16 protein-coding genes and 1 other RNA gene are annotated in these 18,050 nt (G+C 42.2%); 4 read left to right on the forward strand and 13 right to left on the reverse strand.

Translation table 11 applies throughout. From position 1 onward, the window contains the following. Positions 1-57 precede the first annotated feature (57 nt). From ACSYSH_RS04000 to ACSYSH_RS04010, 3 genes are all read left to right on the forward strand, one after another. Positions 58-276 carry a hypothetical protein gene (locus ACSYSH_RS04000; RefSeq protein ID WP_491702340.1) on the forward strand — a complete coding sequence of 73 codons (219 nt, stop codon included), beginning with the start codon at positions 58-60 and terminating at the stop codon, positions 274-276. A gap of 138 nt (positions 277-414) precedes the next feature. After that, positions 415-2,637 (forward strand): glycosyltransferase family 39 protein, encoded by a 2,223-nt coding sequence (locus tag ACSYSH_RS04005; RefSeq protein WP_491702339.1) that lies wholly within the window; start codon positions 415-417, stop codon positions 2,635-2,637. An 18-nt stretch (positions 2,638-2,655) separates the two neighbouring features. After that, positions 2,656-3,723 carry a glycosyltransferase family 2 protein gene (locus tag ACSYSH_RS04010; RefSeq protein ID WP_489816063.1) on the forward strand — a complete coding sequence of 356 codons (1,068 nt, stop codon included), beginning with the start codon at positions 2,656-2,658 and terminating at the stop codon, positions 3,721-3,723. Between the two features lie 325 nt (positions 3,724-4,048). Here ACSYSH_RS04010 and ACSYSH_RS04015 read toward each other — a convergent pair whose 3' ends face one another. The 12 genes from ACSYSH_RS04015 to ACSYSH_RS04070 all read right to left on the reverse strand — a co-directional run bounded on the left by ACSYSH_RS04015 (position 4,049) and on the right by ACSYSH_RS04070 (position 15,546). Further along, positions 4,049-5,575, reverse strand: a complete 1,527-nt coding sequence (locus ACSYSH_RS04015; RefSeq protein WP_489816064.1) for a bifunctional metallophosphatase/5'-nucleotidase — start codon at positions 5,573-5,575, stop codon at positions 4,049-4,051. 66 nt (positions 5,576-5,641) lie between these two features. Next, positions 5,642-6,433, reverse strand: a complete 792-nt coding sequence (gene phnE / locus ACSYSH_RS04020; protein ID WP_489816065.1) for a phosphonate ABC transporter, permease protein PhnE — start codon at positions 6,431-6,433, stop codon at positions 5,642-5,644. Continuing rightward, the gene (gene phnE, locus ACSYSH_RS04025) at positions 6,433-7,215 is read right to left on the reverse strand and encodes a phosphonate ABC transporter, permease protein PhnE (RefSeq protein WP_491702338.1); all 783 of its coding nucleotides are present in this window, start codon (positions 7,213-7,215) and stop codon (positions 6,433-6,435) included. The genes phnE (ACSYSH_RS04020) and phnE (ACSYSH_RS04025) overlap by 1 nt, the downstream gene beginning before the upstream one ends. Further along, positions 7,212-7,973, reverse strand: a complete 762-nt coding sequence (gene phnC, locus ACSYSH_RS04030; protein WP_489816066.1) for a phosphonate ABC transporter ATP-binding protein — start codon at positions 7,971-7,973, stop codon at positions 7,212-7,214. The genes phnE (ACSYSH_RS04025) and phnC (ACSYSH_RS04030) overlap by 4 nt, the downstream gene beginning before the upstream one ends. A gap of 97 nt (positions 7,974-8,070) precedes the next feature. Beyond that, positions 8,071-9,033 carry a phosphate/phosphite/phosphonate ABC transporter substrate-binding protein gene (locus tag ACSYSH_RS04035; RefSeq protein WP_489816067.1) on the reverse strand — a complete coding sequence of 321 codons (963 nt, stop codon included), beginning with the start codon at positions 9,031-9,033 and terminating at the stop codon, positions 8,071-8,073. A 329-nt stretch (positions 9,034-9,362) separates the two neighbouring features. Next, entirely contained in the window at positions 9,363-10,157 is a 795-nt protein-coding gene (phnE, locus tag ACSYSH_RS04040) for a phosphonate ABC transporter, permease protein PhnE (RefSeq protein ID WP_491702337.1), read from the reverse strand. Beyond that, positions 10,154-10,936 (reverse strand): phosphonate ABC transporter, permease protein PhnE, encoded by a 783-nt coding sequence (gene phnE, locus ACSYSH_RS04045; protein WP_489816069.1) that lies wholly within the window; start codon positions 10,934-10,936, stop codon positions 10,154-10,156. The genes phnE (ACSYSH_RS04040) and phnE (ACSYSH_RS04045) overlap by 4 nt, the downstream gene beginning before the upstream one ends. Next, positions 10,933-11,697 carry a phosphonate ABC transporter ATP-binding protein gene (gene phnC, locus ACSYSH_RS04050; RefSeq protein ID WP_491702336.1) on the reverse strand — a complete coding sequence of 255 codons (765 nt, stop codon included), beginning with the start codon at positions 11,695-11,697 and terminating at the stop codon, positions 10,933-10,935. Before phnC (ACSYSH_RS04050) ends, phnE (ACSYSH_RS04045) begins: the two co-directional genes overlap by 4 nt. A gap of 98 nt (positions 11,698-11,795) precedes the next feature. Next, entirely contained in the window at positions 11,796-12,743 is a 948-nt protein-coding gene (locus ACSYSH_RS04055; protein WP_491702335.1) for a phosphate/phosphite/phosphonate ABC transporter substrate-binding protein, read from the reverse strand. Positions 12,744-13,759: 1,016 nt separating this feature from the next. Continuing rightward, on the reverse strand, positions 13,760-14,623 hold the full coding sequence (locus tag ACSYSH_RS04060; RefSeq protein ID WP_489816072.1) for an aldo/keto reductase: 864 nt from the start codon (positions 14,621-14,623) through the stop codon (positions 13,760-13,762). Between the two features lie 25 nt (positions 14,624-14,648). Next, positions 14,649-15,068 carry a flavodoxin family protein gene (locus ACSYSH_RS04065; protein ID WP_489816073.1) on the reverse strand — a complete coding sequence of 140 codons (420 nt, stop codon included), beginning with the start codon at positions 15,066-15,068 and terminating at the stop codon, positions 14,649-14,651. Positions 15,069-15,135: 67 nt separating this feature from the next. Next, complete coding sequence (locus tag ACSYSH_RS04070) at positions 15,136-15,546, reverse strand: MerR family transcriptional regulator (protein WP_489816074.1); 411 nt, start codon at positions 15,544-15,546, stop codon at positions 15,136-15,138. A 145-nt stretch (positions 15,547-15,691) separates the two neighbouring features. On the opposite strand from ACSYSH_RS04070, the gene ACSYSH_RS04075 reads away from it, so the two are divergent. Then, entirely contained in the window at positions 15,692-17,017 is a 1,326-nt protein-coding gene (locus ACSYSH_RS04075; RefSeq protein WP_489816075.1) for an MFS transporter, read from the forward strand. Positions 17,018-17,671: 654 nt separating this feature from the next. Here ACSYSH_RS04075 and ssrA read toward each other — a convergent pair. After that, positions 17,672-18,028, reverse strand: a transfer-messenger RNA (tmRNA) gene (ssrA, locus tag ACSYSH_RS04080). Between the last annotated feature and the right edge of the window lie 22 nt (positions 18,029-18,050).

The raw sequence follows: 18,050 nt of genomic DNA on the forward strand, positions 1-18,050 counted from the left end.
TTGACAATTTTTATTCGAAAGCCCATACTTCTTTATAAGAATACCGGAGGCGTAAAAATGACTCAAACATGGTTTTTCACCAACTTGACCACCCTTGTTAGTGGCCGTTTGATGGCCGATGGAAAACAGCCATCTGCTTTCCATGTTTTTGCTATTTCAACTACAAAAAGTCTTTTAATGGTAGCTGTTGCCCTATTCTTATTTCCTGTTATGCAGCTTAATCAAGGCTCAATTGTGAGCTTTTTTATCGGTGTTAGAGACTGTCAATTTTTTTGATGGTTTTTTATTTTTTCATTTATCTAGTAACGGATTATAGTTCGTTGGCTATTTTAATCTTCACTTGATACTCACTTAATCTTGATATAGCGCTTTAGGCCTACACTAACTTTATTCGAACGAAGGAGGTCCTCGCTTTTGCGATTAAAAAGGATACACAAACTTGATTGGTACCTAGTCGGCATTCTGATTCTTAGCGCCATTTTATATGGTTGGGGTATCTGGGATGCAGGCAGTGCTAACAGTTTCTACACTGCAGCCATCACTTCCATGACCAAGTCATGGTCAAACTTCTGGTATGGGGCTTTTGACCCCGCCGGCTTCATTACGGTGGATAAGCCACCTGTTGCGCTTTGGTTCATGGCCATCTCCGCTAAGATTTTCGGTGTTCACGGCTGGTCCGTTGTCCTCCCAAGTGTCTTAGCAGGAATCGCCTCTGTTTACCTAATGTACCGTCTCTTAGAGCCAAAATTTGGTGTCTGGGCAGGACGAACAGCAGCGCTATTCATGACGTTGACGCCCACTGTTGTTGCCAATAGTCGGACAAACAACATGGATGCCATCTTAGTACTTTTCCTTCTGTTAGCAGTTTTCACTTTGCAAAAAGCTGTTAATAAGAAGAATGTCTGGTTAGTCATGTTGAGCTTTGCTCTGATTGGTGTTTCCTTTAACATCAAGATGCTCCAAGCCTTCATGATTTTACCAGCCATGTTCGTCTACTACATCATCGCCATCAAGGTCCCTTGGAAAAAGAAGGTTGGCTGGTTAGGACTTGCAGTCGTTTCCCTTTCCGTCTTTACCTTGGCTTACCCAATGGCAGTTGATTCAGCAAGCAAGAGTTCACGTCCTTATATTGGTAGTTCTCAAACTAATTCCTTGATGGAATTAGCCTTTGGCTACAACGGGACACAACGTTTACTTGGGCAATCAACTGGTACTGGTGGGACATTCTCTGGTATGGGAACAAAGAAGACTTCAAAGTCTTCAAAATCAACCACTGGTGCTAATCAAATGGGCCAGGCTCCCACAACAGGAACCAATGGTCAAAATCAGACCGGCACACAAACCGGTCAGACCACTAATGGCAATACACCAACTGGTCAAGCACCAACAGGCCAAGCTGGTCAAGCTCCTACTGGTATGAACGGCCAAAAGCCAACCGGTAAGATGGGCAAGATGACCGGTCAACCTGGTGGTAAAACTGGCAAGCGTGGCGGCATGGGCGGTGCTGGAAGTGCCTTCGCCATCGGTTCTATCGGGCCATTCCGTCTCTTCCAATCCGATCTTGGTTCTCAAATTGGTTGGTATCTCCCATTAGCCTTCCTTGGCCTCATTGCTGGTTGGCTTGGCTTCCGCAAGCGCGGCAGCAAGTGGTACCACGTTACAAGTCAACAAGAAGAAGTTCTCCTGTGGGCCGGCTGGTTCGTCCCTGTTTACGGCTTCTTCTCAGTTGCTTCATTCTTCCACCCATACTACACCATCATGTTGGCACCAGCCATTGCTGCCTTAACGGCCATCGGTGTCGCTGCCGTTACCAAAATGATGAAGGTCAATGTCAACACTGAAGATGAAACCGTTGACAAGACGCAACCATTTGTTGCTCGCATCATGCTTAGTGTAGCCGTGATTGCCACGCTCCTCCTACAAGCTTATTACGTTTCTTCTTATTATCCAGTGATTACTGGAATCCTGATTGTCTTGGCCATTGGCCTTGGTGTCTGGTGGCTCTTCCCACAAAAAACAGCAATCAAAGCAAAAGTGATTGCCACAGCTGTTTCAGTCTTGGCGATGGGTGCCTTCTGGGCTTCCACACCAACTATCACCCATACTTCAGCAGCCATTCCAGCTGCTGGTCCATCACTCTTCAGTCGTGGCGGTACCGATATGGGTGGTACTGTCAACAAAAAGCTCTTAGCCTACACTGAAAAGCACCAAGGTTCTGCTAAGTACCTTTTTGCCACAACTGATTCAAACTCCGCTTCCGGTTACATTATCAAATCAGGGAAGGCTGTCATGGCCCTTGGAGGTTACAATGGTACTGATCCAACGATGACCTTTAAGCAATTTAAGCAGCTTGTCAAGGACGGCAAGTTGAAGTACTTCGTCCTTGGTTCCCGTAGTAAGAGTTCTGATGGCCAAATTAAGAAAATTCTGGCCTGGGTAAAAGCAAAGGGTACAGTTGTCAACTATGACTCAAGTTCAAAGTCTAAAACGACAACTACTAACCAAGCAACAACAGCAACCACTACAACAACGACAACTGCTGGCGGTTCACCTACAGCCCGCATGACAGCCGGTGGTCCAACAGGAATGGGTGGCTCCTCAAGCTCTACCTTGTACGATTTGTCCTCAATTTATTAAGACGAAAGGAGTCCAATTATGTTGACACGTTCAAAAATCCCACGATTAGGGTTAATCCTACCAGCTTATAATGAAGAAGAAGTTCTTCCTACCACGTTGAACGTCCTCCAAGGGATTAAAGCAAGCTTGGTTAATCAGATGCTTGTCAGCGAAGATAGCTTCATTATGATTGTTGATGATGGTTCAGCGGATAAGACCTGGTCAATTATTCAACAGCAAGAACGACAAAATTCCGATATTATCGGTGTCAAGTTGTCTAAAAACTTTGGTCACCAACCAGCCCTGTTGGCCGGTATGACGGAAAGTAGCAAGCTGGCAGATATCATGATTACCCTTGATGCCGACATGCAGGACAATCCGGACGTCATTAAACAAATGGTCGAAAAGTATTTAGAAGGCAATGAAGTCGTCTATGCTGTACGCTCCAGCCGCGAAACTGATACTTGGTTCAAACGTAATTCAGCTCTAGCTTTCTACAAGCTGGCTGGTTGGTTAGGGGTCAAAATGGTCCCCAACCATGCTGATTTCCGCTTAATGAGTAAAGTTGCCGTGAAGGCCCTCCTCAAAATGCCAGAACGCAACGTCTTTCTCAGGGCAATGGTTCCCTTGGTTGGGTTCCAGTCTGCTAAGGTCTACTACGAGCGTGGTGAGCGTCAAGCCGGTAAGTCTAAATATCCACTAAAAAAGATGTTCTCCTTTGCCATTGATGGGATCACAAGTTTTAGTATCCAACCAATTCGCTTACTGCTGCACCTAGGAATTCTCGTCCTCGGAATTGCTGGCATCGAAATTGCTTATACGGTTTTTGAAAAAGTCGTCGGCAATCCAACGGCTGGCTGGTCATCATTAATGATTTCCATCTGGTTGCTCGGTGGTTTGAACCTAATTGCTTTGGGTGTTGTCGGTACCTATATTGGTAAAATCTTTACCGAGGTCAAGCACCGGCCACTTTTCCAGATTGAGCGTGAGGATGGCTACCCGGTGGCAGAAGAAAAACTGACAAAAGTCAGTCCAATGCCACAATCAGAAGAAACTGAAAACTATGAAACTGATTACCAGGTTGTCCACCAAGTGATTAGTCGCTAAGCGATTAGTTAACCTTGACTGGGATTAATCAATAAATAGCCCCCTCAAAAGGATGCTGCTAACTCCATTGTTAGTGGCATTCTTTTTTGTTTTTTGGAGAATCTCATGCCAATTGATTTTAATTTTTGAACGTCCTTGATGAGCGACTAATGAAATTAGTAACGCTCTACCACGACAAGGCTGCAAAAGCCTGCATTAAGAAATCAAGGGTGCCAGAGTCAGGGCTAACAAGCCTGTAAGCAATCAAACAGTCAAACAGACTAAAACTTCATCATCGATAAAAAAGCAGGTTTCATACCCAAATTGGGATCTGAAACCTGCTTTTTTAGTTAACAACGTGGATATTCGTTGGCTGATCAATCCTGATTTTTGGATGTTGTCGTAGATAATCAACAATCAGCTGAGCAACGTCCGTTTGCCCCTCACGGACAACTTGATTACGGTTAAAAATACTATTTCCAGCTCCACCAGCGCGATAATTGTTCACCACGACCTCGTATTTTGCTTCTGGTTGGATGGCTTGCCCGCCGACCATCACAGCGCTAATTCGCTGGCCACGTGGCTTTTTTACATCCAACGTATACGCGACCCCACTCCAAATATCCTCATTAAAATGAGCTGGCTTTGGATAAAGATAGTCTAAGCTAACCATTGGCTGACCATCCTGCCAATCAAAATAATTAGCGTTCTGTTCCAAAGCCAACACAAGTTCTGCTCCCGTTAGCGCAACAACCGCCAGAGTATTTGGGTAGATATAATTAGTCATCACATCTCGAATCGTGACCGTATTATCAAAGCCCCGCATTTCATCATTAAAAATGGCATTAGCAGAAATTTTTGCTCCAGTTGCAGCCATCTGAACCCGGTTAATCAACTCCGTAAAGGGATGGCCATGGAGACGAGCGGAAAAATGATCCGTGATCCGCATGTTATCCCCAACATGGCCAACGGGTTCGTCCAACCACTGATTGACCCGGTTCAACAATGGCTCTGCTAGCGCCATAATCGCCAAGTTTTCACCAGCCGTTGCCGTTGCAATCGTTTTTGCTGCAACCTGTTGATCGGACAAGGTGATTACCCCAACATGGTCGCCACGATAGCCAGGCTGTGTGATTGGCTTACCATTAACAACTTCTGCTAGTGTGCGGTGCTGGTGCCCCGTCACCAGTGCATCAACCCCTTCAATCGTCAATAAATCAGTTCCCTGATTTTCCTGAGTGAGCGGTTCCAGAGCTTGCCCTGTTTTTAAATCACGATTAAAACCGCCATGATAAGCAACCACGATTTTGTCCACTTGGAAGCGGAGATCAGCAACCAGGTTTGAAACAATTTTGACCGGATCTTGAAAAAGCAAGCCCTTGATGTTTTCAGGTTTTTCCCAATGGGGAATGTACTGGGTGGTGACTCCAATGACTGCCACCTTCAAGCCACCTTTTTCAAAGATTTGGTATGGACGCCCAATAAAAGGATTCTTCGTATCTTTATCCAAGATATTCGCATTTAAGAGCGTCTGATCATCATGCAAAACTTCTTCTAAGTAGGTCCGACCATAGTTAAATTCATGATTACCCAAAATGCGAACTTCGTAACCAACCGTTGCCACTAAATTCCGGTACAGGCTTCCCTCTGCACTCGCCTGTTTTTCAACATAGTCGGTTAGCGGGGAACCTTGGATAAAGTCACCGTTTTCGATGGTAATCACCAGGTCCTCGGTCGCTGCTTGCTTTTCTTGTTCGATAACCGTCGCTGCTCGAGCTAAGCCAAAGCCAGTATTTTGCAATGGCCGACGGAAGTCGTCACCCGTAAAATACCCGTGCACATCGGAAGTCGATAAAATTTTAACCTGCACCATTATTACCCCTTTTGACCAAAGAAAGGGAGATATGACCAGCATATCCCCTTATAAAATGTTATTTTTTTATACCAAGCGCTTCCGGATCTGGCCGGAAATAAAGTCAATGACCGTCACCATGACCACAATGCCAATCAAAATAATACCCACGCGTGGCCATGATCGTGTTGATAAGGCAAAAATCAATGGTGCCCCAACACCACCAGCACCAACAATTCCCAAAATAGAAGCCGATCGAACAGAAATTTCAAAACGGTAGAGCGTATAATTCATAAACTCTGGTAAAACTGCTGGGAAGGTGGCCATTGACAAGCCATCTAAAGAAGATCCACCAGCTGCTGCAATGGCCTCATTTGGGCCACGGTCGATATTTTCAATCGCTTCAGCAAATAGCTTCCCCATCATGCCAACGGAATGGAAACCAAGGGCCAAAACCCCGGCATAGGCCCCAGGACCAACGGCCTTCGTGAACATAATTGCCAACACAAGTTCTGGAAAAACACGAATCACCGTTAACAACAATTTTCCGGAAGCTGATTTGGCTGAGAAAAAATTTTTCTTCGTTTTTGCAGCCCAAAAAGCCAGAGGAACCGCCAAAACAGCCGAAATAAAGGTCCCCAAAAAGGCAATGGCCAAGGTTTCGAGTAAGGCTGTCAGCAGATCCTCCCCGTCGCCTGAATAAACATAGGACCAATCAGGGTGAATGAGTCCATTAACAATTGACCCTAAAACCTGACCGGCAGTACTTTTAATGCCATTAATTGGAACACCTGAAAAGCCCCAAGCAAAAATGGCGATTACCACGGCACCAATCACCCACGGTTGAATCTTTTGCCAGCTACTTCTTTTTTCAATCATTAAGCCAACGCCTCCCGCAACTGATTTGAAATGGTATCAACAATGACCACCACCACTAAAATCGATAAAATCACCACAGCAGTCCGATCATAACGGAACATCTCCAAGGTAGTATTCAAATAAAGTCCAATTCCCCCGGCACCCAAATACCCCAGAACCGTTGAGGCGCGAACATTAATTTCAAGCGTATAGAGGAAGAAACTCAAAAACTGATTAAAGACCTGTGGAACAACTGCAAAGACAATGATTTGAACACTATTGGCACCGGCCGCCTTCATTGCATCCAGTGGTCCTTCATCGATTGTTTCAATTGCTTCGTATAATAGCTTAAAGACCATTCCAAAAGAGAAGACCGCTAAAGCACAGACCCCGGAAAAAGCCCCAATACCAACAACCGCAACAAACAAGGCGGCTAACAGCATTTCTGGCAGTGACCGGGTCAGATTCATCAAAAAACGTACCAGACCACGAACATAGGGATTTTTAACAATATTACCTGCTGCTAATAGTGAGACTGGAATGGCAGCCACACCACCAATCAAGGTTCCAACTAGCGCCATCTGAATCGTTTGCGCAATCGGTGATAAAATAGCCGGCAAGTAAGACCAATCCGGCTTCGACATCTTGACCCACAAATCAAAGAACTGATCCCAGGAAAAATTTTGTCCTGCCCCCGTCATCATCCCCGATAGCAAGGTCAACAGGATAAAAAGGATGAACAAACTAAAACCAACAAGGTGCCATTCCTTTGCAAAACTGCGTTTTGGTAAGTTCTCCATCATCGGTCACCCACTTCTGCATAAATCTTTTGAAAATCAGAAGCCTGAACTTCGGCGATTGGCTTATCATAGACTAATTTTCCAGCCTTTAAACCAACAATCCGAGTGGCATAATCCATGGCTAACTCCATCGAGTGCAAGTTAGCCACAATCGTCAAACCATCCTCTTCGTTTAACCGCTTCAAGTCATCCATCACGACTTTTGTGGTCTTAGGATCCAAACCAGATACTGGTTCATCAGCTAAGAATACAGCCGGTTCCTGCATCAAAGCACGCGCAATGCCCACTCGCTGCTGCTGACCACCAGATAAGTCACGTGCCTTTGTATAATACTTATCGAGCAAGTTAACTCGTTTTAAACTTTTGACGGCTCGATCCTGGTCTTCCCTAGTAAAGAGCCCCAAAGTCGATTGCCAAGTTCGATAGTAACCAACCCGTCCAGAAAGGACATTGCGAGCAACCGTTGACCGCTTGACTAAGTTATAGTTTTGAAAAATCATGGCAATATTGCGCCTTAGAGTCCGCAATTCTTTACCGGATGCCTTAGTAATTTCTTCACCATCAATCAAGATATGGCCATCTGTCACGTCATGTAAGCGATTGATCGCCCGTAATAGCGTTGATTTGCCGGCTCCTGACAGACCAACAATGACCACAAACTCGCCCGCTTCAATATCAAGATTAATATTATCTAGGCCAACAACTCCATTAGGGTACACCTTGGAAACGCCTTCTACTTTAATCGTGCCCTTTTTTGACATGTAAACTTCCTTTTTCTGTCTTGCAACAAGTTCTAATTCGTATATAAAAAGGTCGCCACCATCCAAGATGGCGGCGACCTTTCTTCACAAAATCATTTTACTTAATTTTGTTCATCGTCTGATCATAACTGCGGATGTCATCAAAGTTTGAATCCTTTGAGTCGGTCACACCGGCCCATGAATAAACATCGTTAAAGACTTTCTTTCCTTCGTCCGTCTTTGAAACCGCAATAATCGCAGCCTTAATCTTGTCTGAATCAGAGCTTGAAATATCCTTACGCAAAGTAATGGTATCGTTTGGAATACCCTTTGTGTAGTAAAGAACACGTGTGTTCTTAAAGACGTCTGGCTGATCCTTCTTGACCACATTTCGTGCGTCATCGAAGATAAAGGCAGCGTCAGTGTCCCCGTTCAATACAGACATTACACCTTGATCATGTCCCTTGACTTGAACAAGTGTTGAATCTTTGACAACGTTAACACCCTTCTTATAAAGCTCAACTGTTGGGTAAATGTACCCAGCTGATGAGGTAGCACCCTGGACAGCAATCTTCTTCCCCTTCAAATCATTGATTGACTTGATTGGTGAATCTGCCTTAACCAGAACCATTGACTTGTAACTATTAACTAACTTATCAGTTGTTGCACCAGTGTTGTCATCCTTCATGCCCAAGCGTGTTGATTGCAAGATAACTTTTGCACCATACTGCTTGTGAGCTGTAACATAACCATCAGGTGGCAAGAAGCCCATGTCCACCTTCTTTGAACCCATTGCTTCAATCACGGTGTTGTAATCCGTCGAGATTGAAACGTGAACCGGAATACCCAACTGCTTGCTAAGCAAGGTTTCCAATGGCTTAGCCTTAGCCAAAATGGTATCCGCCTGTGATGAAGGAACAAACTGAATGTTTAATTCCTTCAAAGACATCTTTTTGCTACTGCTTGATGAGTCAGTCGATGAATCCGAATGCTTTGAACCCGTAAAGGCAAAGAATCCTCCAATGACGACCACTAAGACAGCAATTGCTGCAATGATCTTCTTCGTAGCGCTATTCTGCATGATGCGATTCTCACTCCTCTATTCCCATAGGTGCTGATAAACTGTGCAACTGCTTGATTGTGTGTTGACGATTAAGTAACTGAGCAAAAACTCAAATCTGCTTGTCCGCAACACTTAAATTATCACGTAGATTAAATGAATATTCAAGTAAATTTACCTAAAAAACAAGAATATTTTTTGTTTTTTCTTGTTATTTTAATTACAAAGACAACTATTGTCTGAAAAATCCGAATATTCATGAAAATAAAATCATTTTTACGTTTCTTGTAAGCACATGATGCAAAAAAAGCGTTGTGCCGAACACAACGCTCTTGATTCAAATTCAAAAATTAAACAAGACGCTTTCGAATTTGCCCTGAAAGAAAATCAATGACTGTGACCGTAACCACAATTCCAATCAAAATCATCCCTACCCGTGACCAGGATCTAGTCGAGAGAGCAAAAATCAGTGGTGCCCCTACCCCACCAGCACCGACAATCCCCAAAACCGAGGCGGAGCGAACGGCAATTTCAAACCGGTAGAGCGTATAATTCATGAACTCCGGTAAAACCGCTGGGAAAGTGGCCATGGTTAGGCCATTAAGGCTCGAACCACCAGCCGCCGCAATGGCTTCATTTGGCCCACGGTCGATATTCTCAACTGCTTCTGAGAACAACTTTCCCATCATCCCCACCGAATGAAAACCAAGGGCCAAGACCCCGGCAAAAGCACCCGGACCAACGGCTTTAATAAACATAATGGCTAATACCAGTTCAGGGAAGACGCGAACAACTGTCAAGAAAAACTTGCCCGAAGCCGATTTTGATGAGAAGAACTTACGGTTCGTCTTTGCCGCCCAAAAACCAAACGGTACTGCTAAAACCGCCGACATAAAGGTCCCTAAAAAGGCAATAGCTAACGTTTGCAAGAGAGCGGACACCAAATCTTCACCGTCCCCACTATATAGATAGGACCAATCCGGATGCAGCAAGCCATCAATAATTGAACCGAAAACCTGCCCAGCCGTCGACTTGATTCCCGTCAACGGCACACCAGTAAAGCCCCAAATAAAAATGACGGCCACTACCAGAGCCACCAACCATGGTTTTGCTTTTTGCCATAAAGTCTTTTGTTGCACCATCATTTAAGCACCTCCCGAAGTTGGTTGGAAACAAAGTCGACGAGGACCACCACTAACAAAATGGCTATGATGACCACTGCCGTCCGGTCGTAGCGGAACATCTCCAGGGTTGTATTCAAGTACAGACCGATTCCCCCAGCGCCTAAATAACCCAAAACCGTCGAGGCGCGAACATTGATTTCTAACGTGTACAAGAAAAAACTCAAATACTGATTAAACACCTGGGGCACAACTGCAAAGCAAATCATTTGCATGTTATTGGCGCCAGCCGCCCGCAAGGCTTCAATTGGCCCTTCATCAATGGTTTCGATGGCTTCATAGAGCAACTTAAAGACCATCCCAAAAGAGAAGACCGCCAAGGCAAGAACCCCTGAAAAAGCGCCAATACCGACTACGGCCACAAAGAGTGCTGCTAAAAGCATTTCTGGCAATGAACGAATAAGGTTCATCAGCAAACGCACCAAACCACGGATAAACTTATTTTTAACAATATTTTCAGCTGAAAGAAGTGCCACCGGAATCGCCGCTACCCCTCCCAGGAATGTTCCAACCAGAGCCATTTGAATGGTCTGGATTAAGGGCATCATCACCGCCGGTAAGTAGGACCAATCGGGCTTTGACATCTTAATCCACAAATCAAAGAACTGATCCCAGGAAAAACTTTGTCCGACACCGGTTACATTGGCTGAAACCATCAACAAGACTACCATCAGTAAGAAAATGCTAAAACCGATGATGTGCCATTCCTGGTGAAAGGTCCGCTTAGGCAAGCTCGCATTCATCGACTTACCTCCGCTTCGCGGTAAATTTCTGCAAAATCTGTTTCCTTCACGGCCTCAATTGACTGGTCGTAAACTAATTTTCCTCCGCGCAAGCCCACAATCCGTGTGGCATAGGCCAAGGCCAAATCAACCGAATGTAAATTGGCAATGATCGTCAGGCCATCCTCCTCGTTCAAGCGCTTTAAATCATCCATCACCATCTTGGTGGTCTTGGGATCCAAACCAGAAACCGGTTCGTCCGCCAAGAAGACCGCCGGTTCTTGCATCAACGCTCGGGCAATCCCGACTCGTTGTTGCTGACCACCGGATAAATCACGAGCTTTTGTATAGTATTTATCCAACAAATTAACTCTAGTTAAACTTTGCACCGCCCGCTCCTGGTCTCCCTTCGTAAAGATACCCAAGGCCGACTGAAAAGTGCCATAGTAACCCACCCGACCAGAAAGGACATTCCGAGAAACACTTGCCCGCTTGACCAAATTATAATTTTGGAAAATCATAGCCACATTGCGGCGCATGTTGCGCAACGCCTTCCCGGAAGCCTTGGTAATATCTTGACCATCAATTTCGATGCTGCCCTCGGTCACATCGTGCAAACGATTCAATGATCGGAGCAAAGTTGATTTTCCTGCTCCGGATAGACCAACAATTACCACAAACTCGCCAGCGGCAATATCTAAATTAATGTTGTCTAAACCGACAACGCCATTATCGTAAATTTTTGAAACGCCATTAACCTTGATTGTACCCTGATTTGACATCTGCAATCCCTTTTTCTAACTGATTTGAAAAACGTAGTTTTTTATCAAAAAAACCGCCGCCATCCTTGATGGTGGCGATTTCTTGCTCAAAAATAACCTTACTGAATCTTCTTAATCGTTTCTTCGTACTGACGAACGTTATCGAAGCTTGATTCCTTCGCCTCTGTCACGCCTTGCCATGAGTAACCATCGGCTAAAGCCTTCTTACCCTCGTCAGTCTTAGCGATTTCCATCATTGCCTTTTGAATCTTCTTGGCATCTGATGACGTAACTCCCTTACGCAATGAAATCGTATCATTTGGGATTGGATTGGAATAATAAATAACACGGGTATCCTGAAAGACATCCGGCTGATCCTTTTGAACATTTGTCCGAACATCGTCATAGACAAAGGCGGCATCAGTATCGCCATTCAGAACAGACATCACACCTTGGTCATGGCCCTTGACTTGAACAAGTGTTGAGTCCTTGACTACGTTAATACCCTTTTTGTACAACTCAACAACTGGGAAAAGGTAACCTGACGTTGAGATAGCACTTTGCGTCGCAATCTTCTTGCCCTTCAAATCATTAATTGACTTGATTGGTGAATTAGACTTGACGATAATCATTGATTTGTATGTGTTAACGACTTTATCAGTTGTTTCACCTGTGTTGTTATCCTTCATAGCCAACTTAGTTGACTGAAGAATGGCCTTCACGCCATACTGCTTTTCAGCAGTGACATATGAATCAGGAGGTAGGAAGCCCATGTCAACTTTCTTTGACCCCATCGCCTCGACTGCCGTGTTATAACTTGTGGCAACCGAAACGTGGACGGGAATTCCCAATTTTTTACTTAATAGATTTTCCAATGGCTTAGCCTTGGCCAACATTGTTTCAGCATTTGTTGAAGGTACGAACTGAACATTCAGTTCCTTCAACGACATCTTTGAATCACTACTTGTCGACTTTCCTGTCGAATCCGAATGCTTACCCGAGGTAAAAGCGAAGAACCCACCGACAACGACCAACAATACCACAAGGGCTGTTATGATCTTTTTCATGATATATTTCTCTCTCCTATTTGTTCCGCTAACAATTCTACGTGCTGCTGACAATAAATAAACGAGTTAATGCTGTTTTTCTGCTACAACTGAGTAAAAAGTCCCCCTTTTCGCCTGTTAACTTTTACGATTTAGTAAATAAATTAAAAAATTTAAATAACTGGCACGCAACACGGCTATTATTACGTAGATTAACCAAATATTCAACCCTCTCTAAAAATTAGAATTGATCCATTTTATTTCTTTGTTTCACTATTCGATTACAATTTATGATAAATATGAATAAAAAATGGATTTCCCGACAGAATATTGTCGCTGTGATTTTAAAAATACGCAAATAAACGTTATTTTCGAACAAATTTCGCTTAATCATTAACGGAATCAACATTAATTTTTTTCAACTAACCATTCCCATCAACCAAAATTTTCTTTTAACTTAACCTAGTATTGAGTATTTTTCTTGGTTAACAATCCTCAAACCTCATCACATGGAGTTCAATTATCCATCCAGCTGTCACGATAATTAAAATTATGCACTTTCAATTTACTGCAAAGCCAAATAAACATTTGATGGGGTAAGCGAGCATTGCAAAGGCCACGCCAAATGATTCAGTTTTTAAAACACGAATTTGAAGCCCATACTATTTCTATTCAAAATCATTGTGTTGACCTTTAATATAAGATATACCTGCATTTTTATTGCACCTAATCTAATCTACTAAAAAAACTCACAAGCGTCCTTATATCAACGCTTATGAGTGTTTTTTCGAGTTCTGCACAACTTGATAAAATAGCACCATGATTGTCAAATTAATACTAATCTTCTCTCGTCGCTAATGATTAAAAACAAACTAGCGTGACGGCATTAATTAGCTGAATAAAATTCTTAAAAGATATTTCCAGTTATTAATACGGATTAGCTACCACCCACTACCAAAAAGCTGGGAAAACCTTGGCAAACTATGCAGATATCACTCGTGCTTTCTTGAAAAAAATCACTTTAAGAAAAGAAGGATTTATTTCACAGGTTGGTAAGCAGCAATTCGCCTAATTTGATTTGGATCAGCATGGTCAAAAAATTGACTAACATTTGTATCAAGTGTTTGAATTTTTGCCATTTCTTGAGCGGTTAATTCAAAGTCAAGAACATTTAAATTTTCTGCCATTCTTGTTGGACGTACCGATTTGGCTAACGGAATAATATCCTGTTGAACTAACCATCTTAAAACAACTTGTCCAATCGACTTATTGTGGTTATCAGCAATTCCTTTTAAAATGGCATTTTCAAATAAATGATGACGTCCTTCCGCAAACGGTGCCCAAGCCTCAACTTGAATTCCTTCTGCTTGTAAGAAGGATACTAGTTCTTTATTCTGATAAAATGGGTTAACTTCAATCTGATTGACAGCAGGCTTAACATCATTAAATTCAATTAAATTAGTGATTTGAGCAACGTCAAAGTTAGAAACCCCAATATGCCTTACTTTGCCAGCTTTTTGCGCCGCCTCCATTGCACGCCAGGCAGCAAATACATCGTTATAAGGTTGATGGATTAATAGCAAGTCTAAGTAATCGAGATTAAGCCTATTAATTGATTCGTCAATCGCTGTAGCAGCACGATCAACAGCAACATCCGATACCCAGAGCTTAGTGGTGATGAAGAGCTCTTCACGAGTAACGAAGCCATTTTGAATCGCGTATTTAATGCCTGCTCCAACTGCCGTTTCATTGCCGTAACTAGCAGCTGTATCAATTAAACGGTAACCAACCTTAATAGCGTTAATAACAGCTTCGGTTGCGTCCGCTTGATCACGAACTTGGAAAACACCAAATCCTAATCTTGGCATAGCCGTTTGCAAATCAGTTTGTGATACATCCATGATTTTTTCTCCCTTGATATCAATGCTAATTGTGAACAACTTTTACTAAGTTCAGATCAAAACGTCTAGCAACGTGTTCCCAAACATGTTTAATATGATCGATGGTATCTGATGGTTCCGACCCATCAATCACTAAATATAAATCTTTTTTAGCAAATGGATTGCCAATGCCCATTACTTCAGTCATTCGGTCAATTAATATTTTCATGTAAGCAGACATAGACGACCAGTAGACTGGAGTTCCCACAACGATAATTTTTGACTTAGCCACTTTTTCACAAATTAAGTCAAATTGATCATCTGGTCTATCTTCCTGACCTAATGGGTAGACCAGGTAGTCAACTAGGTTGACTGTGTCATAACGATTAATCTTTAATTTTTGTTTGACTAGTCTTTCGGTCAATCCATGTCGATTTTTACTAGCATTGATAAATAAAGTACACATTTCGAAGCTCCTTTACCTTAAGATTATTGCCATTCTAAACCCTAAAGTGCACTTGAATGCAACTACTTTAATTTTTATTTTGATTTGGATGATTCTGCACTTCATAAAGATTTTTCTTTTCATACTGAAGCAATCGATTTGTATAGCGATTAATTTTACGGTGTAAATAGTCACGAGTTTGAATTAACGTATTGATTTCCTCGTTAATTTTTTGTTCTTGAGCTTCCAAAATTGCTTTTCTCTCACTGATTGTAGCATCACCCTCCATCAGTAATTTGGTGTATTGCTTCAACGTCGCAATGGGAATGCCTGCCTTTCGCAACGCCATAATAAAGTAGATCCATTGTTCATTATATTCTGAGAAATCCCGATAACCATTTTTATCGCGGTTAACGGGTGGCATCACCCCCTCTTGTTCCCAGAAGCGAATAGTTGCTTTATTAACATTGTATTTTTTACTAATTTGATTGATATTCATCGGCATACTCCGGTTTTTTTAATAATACCTATTTTAATCTTTAAAGCCGACTCGAATGCAAATTTTTTATTAAATTAATACTTGCCTTAAAGTGAACTTGATAGTTTAACATTTACAGCATACTTAAATTGTTGGAGGTAAGGATGTGGCAACTAAAAAACGTTTTGGAATGATTTTACCAATCATTTTAGTCAGCTATTTTTTAATTCTATTAGATAATTCAGTTGTTTTTACCAGTACTGTAAAAATTGCTGAAAGTTTAAATATGTCGAAGGCAGGGGTTAGTTGGATTACTAACATTTACGCCTTAATGTTTGGTAGTTTATTGTTATTAGGTGGCAGATTGGGTGATCTGTATGGCCGCAAAAAAATTCTCATTGTTGGGATTACCATTTTTACTCTCAGTTCTTTGTTCGTCGGATTATCAACTTCAAGCACAATGATTATCGTAATGCGGGCCTTCCAAGGTTCAGGTTCTGCTATTTTAGCACCAACTACTTTAGCCTTGTTACTAGATAACTATGAGGGTAAAATTCGTGAAAAAGCAATTTCATACTATGGAGTAACTGCCGGAATTGGTGCTAGTATCGGAATTATTATTGGTGGGGTAATTACCACTTACGTTTCTTGGCGCTGGGGCTTTTTAATTAACGTTCCAATTGGCGTTATCTTGATTTGCTTATCGGTTATTTTTATTCCAAAAACAGATTCTTCAGATGCTCAATTAGATTACTTAGGTTCATTTCTGTCAGTAATCGGACTCTTTTTACTGGTTTATAGTATTAATGGATCCGAGTACAAGTTACTAGCATTTATTACTGCTATCATTATCATGATCGCCTTTGTCCTAATTGAAAATCAGAAGGCTGTTCCTTTAATGCCTTTTAAACTTTTCCAAGATAAGGAACGGGTTTTTGCATATATTACTCGATTCTTGTTTGCTGGAATGGTTCTATCATACTTTTTTTTAGTGCCGCAAACACTTCAAGAAATCTATGGCTATACCCCATTGATGTCAGCGTTAGCATTTATGCCAGAAACAATTCCGCAATTTATTTTTGGACTGGTTCAATCTAAATTATCCGAAAAGATTAAGAATAATACGCTTCTTTTGACAGGAATTACTATTACGGTTATTGGTGTTTCGATCCAGTTATTCATTGGTTTAAATCACGGTTACCTTCTAGGAGTGGCGCTGCCAATGATAATATTTGGTATCGGTCAAGGACTGGCCTTTGGCCCCTTAACCTCTGCTGGGGTGGCGCATGCGGATGATGAAATTGCTGGGGCCGCTTCAAGTGCTATAAATGTATTTCACCAACTAGGAGCATCCATCATTTTATCGATGGTCATCGCTCTTTCAACTAGCTTAAAGACCCCTATGGCACAATATCATCATGAATTCATCATTTTAAGCATGGTTGGCATCTTAACTATCTTTACAGCTGTGATGATTAAAACAGCTGATTAATATCTATTGAAAAGTTAGTAGAATTAATAATATTTGTTTTTACTAGGCAGAAAGGTTTCTTGATTAGACTAACCTTTCTGCCTATGTTTTTTTCAACATCCAAATTATTATCATAATCAATTTTGCACTTTTCGTTCTTTTGTGAGAACTAAATTGATTTTGCACCCCTATTTACTTCGATATTTATCTTTTGTATTTCATCAATCGGAGCTACTCTCTGTTGTCGTCATACACGCTTAAAGACTTGCGGTGTTCCTCGCCGAGTTTGCGGGTACGAAGAGAGTTCTTTAGATGAATCAATGCCACTAAATGGCCAACATAATGAGTTTGCTTCTAAGCATGCCTGTTATACGTGTCAACTTACAAGTGCGGTTGTTAATAATCTGCGCACATGCCAAAAAGGTTGTTTGTTGCCCAATAGTCGACAACAAATAATATCCGCTACCCTTTGCCAATTCTTGCATATTTTAGACCAAATAAAAACGGCTATAAAAGCCGTCACATTGCTGCGGTGCAATATTTTTTATTCTCTAATTTATCCGCTACTTTTTCCACTACCTTTATTGATTGTCAGTGACGTTCAGTGACGGTCAAAAAAAACAAAATAGCTTAAGACTGGGATTTTTGACGTCTCTTGACGTCTCCTGATGTTACCAATGGACTCGAGGGGAGTCGAACCCCTGTCCAAACCGCACGCCACACTAGCGTCTACATTCATAGGGCAATGGTTGTTACCACAGCCAAAGCAGTCATTGTCCAGAACTTGACTCTGACTGGGAACCTAATTGATTTAAACTTAATCGTGCAGGCATCACCATTAAGCCGATCTGACCATTTATTAAACCAAGACCACCATGTCAGCCTAACAATCTTGGCTACGAATCACTGGTTTTTAGGCAGCGACAGCGTAAGAGTTATTGTTTTTTGCAGTTAAATGTCTGCCCGCTTTACGCCCGGATGGCGGAATGCAGCTAATGCTCGTAACAGCCTGTCGAATTCCAAGACGAGCCCAAAACAAAAAGCCGAGGAAAAC

The sequence above is a fragment of the Fructobacillus sp. ESL1117 genome, assembly GCF_058508565.1.

Bases quoted from the DNA above. Each gene is read 5' to 3' on its own strand.
- ACSYSH_RS04010 (WP_489816063.1), top strand. From the start codon at position 2,656: ATGTTGACACGTTCAAAAATCCCACGATTAGGGTTAATCCTACCAGCT.
- phnE (WP_489816069.1), bottom strand. From the start codon at position 10,936: ATGAATGCGAGCTTGCCTAAGCGGACCTTTCACCAGGAATGGCACATC.
- phnC (WP_491702336.1), bottom strand. From the start codon at position 11,697: ATGTCAAATCAGGGTACAATCAAGGTTAATGGCGTTTCAAAAATTTAC.
- phnE (WP_489816065.1), bottom strand. From the start codon at position 6,433: ATGATTGAAAAAAGAAGTAGCTGGCAAAAGATTCAACCGTGGGTGATT.
- phnE (WP_491702338.1), bottom strand. From the start codon at position 7,215: ATGATGGAGAACTTACCAAAACGCAGTTTTGCAAAGGAATGGCACCTT.
- ACSYSH_RS04055 (WP_491702335.1), bottom strand. From the start codon at position 12,743: ATGAAAAAGATCATAACAGCCCTTGTGGTATTGTTGGTCGTTGTCGGT.
- ACSYSH_RS04065 (WP_489816073.1), bottom strand. From the start codon at position 15,068: ATGTGTACTTTATTTATCAATGCTAGTAAAAATCGACATGGATTGACC.
- ACSYSH_RS04015 (WP_489816064.1), bottom strand. From the start codon at position 5,575: ATGGTGCAGGTTAAAATTTTATCGACTTCCGATGTGCACGGGTATTTT.
- phnE (WP_491702337.1), bottom strand. From the start codon at position 10,157: ATGATGGTGCAACAAAAGACTTTATGGCAAAAAGCAAAACCATGGTTG.
- phnC (WP_489816066.1), bottom strand. From the start codon at position 7,973: ATGTCAAAAAAGGGCACGATTAAAGTAGAAGGCGTTTCCAAGGTGTAC.
- ACSYSH_RS04060 (WP_489816072.1), bottom strand. From the start codon at position 14,623: ATGGATGTATCACAAACTGATTTGCAAACGGCTATGCCAAGATTAGGA.
- ACSYSH_RS04070 (WP_489816074.1), bottom strand. From the start codon at position 15,546: ATGAATATCAATCAAATTAGTAAAAAATACAATGTTAATAAAGCAACT.
- ACSYSH_RS04035 (WP_489816067.1), bottom strand. From the start codon at position 9,033: ATGCAGAATAGCGCTACGAAGAAGATCATTGCAGCAATTGCTGTCTTA.
- ACSYSH_RS04000 (WP_491702340.1), top strand. From the start codon at position 58: ATGACTCAAACATGGTTTTTCACCAACTTGACCACCCTTGTTAGTGGC.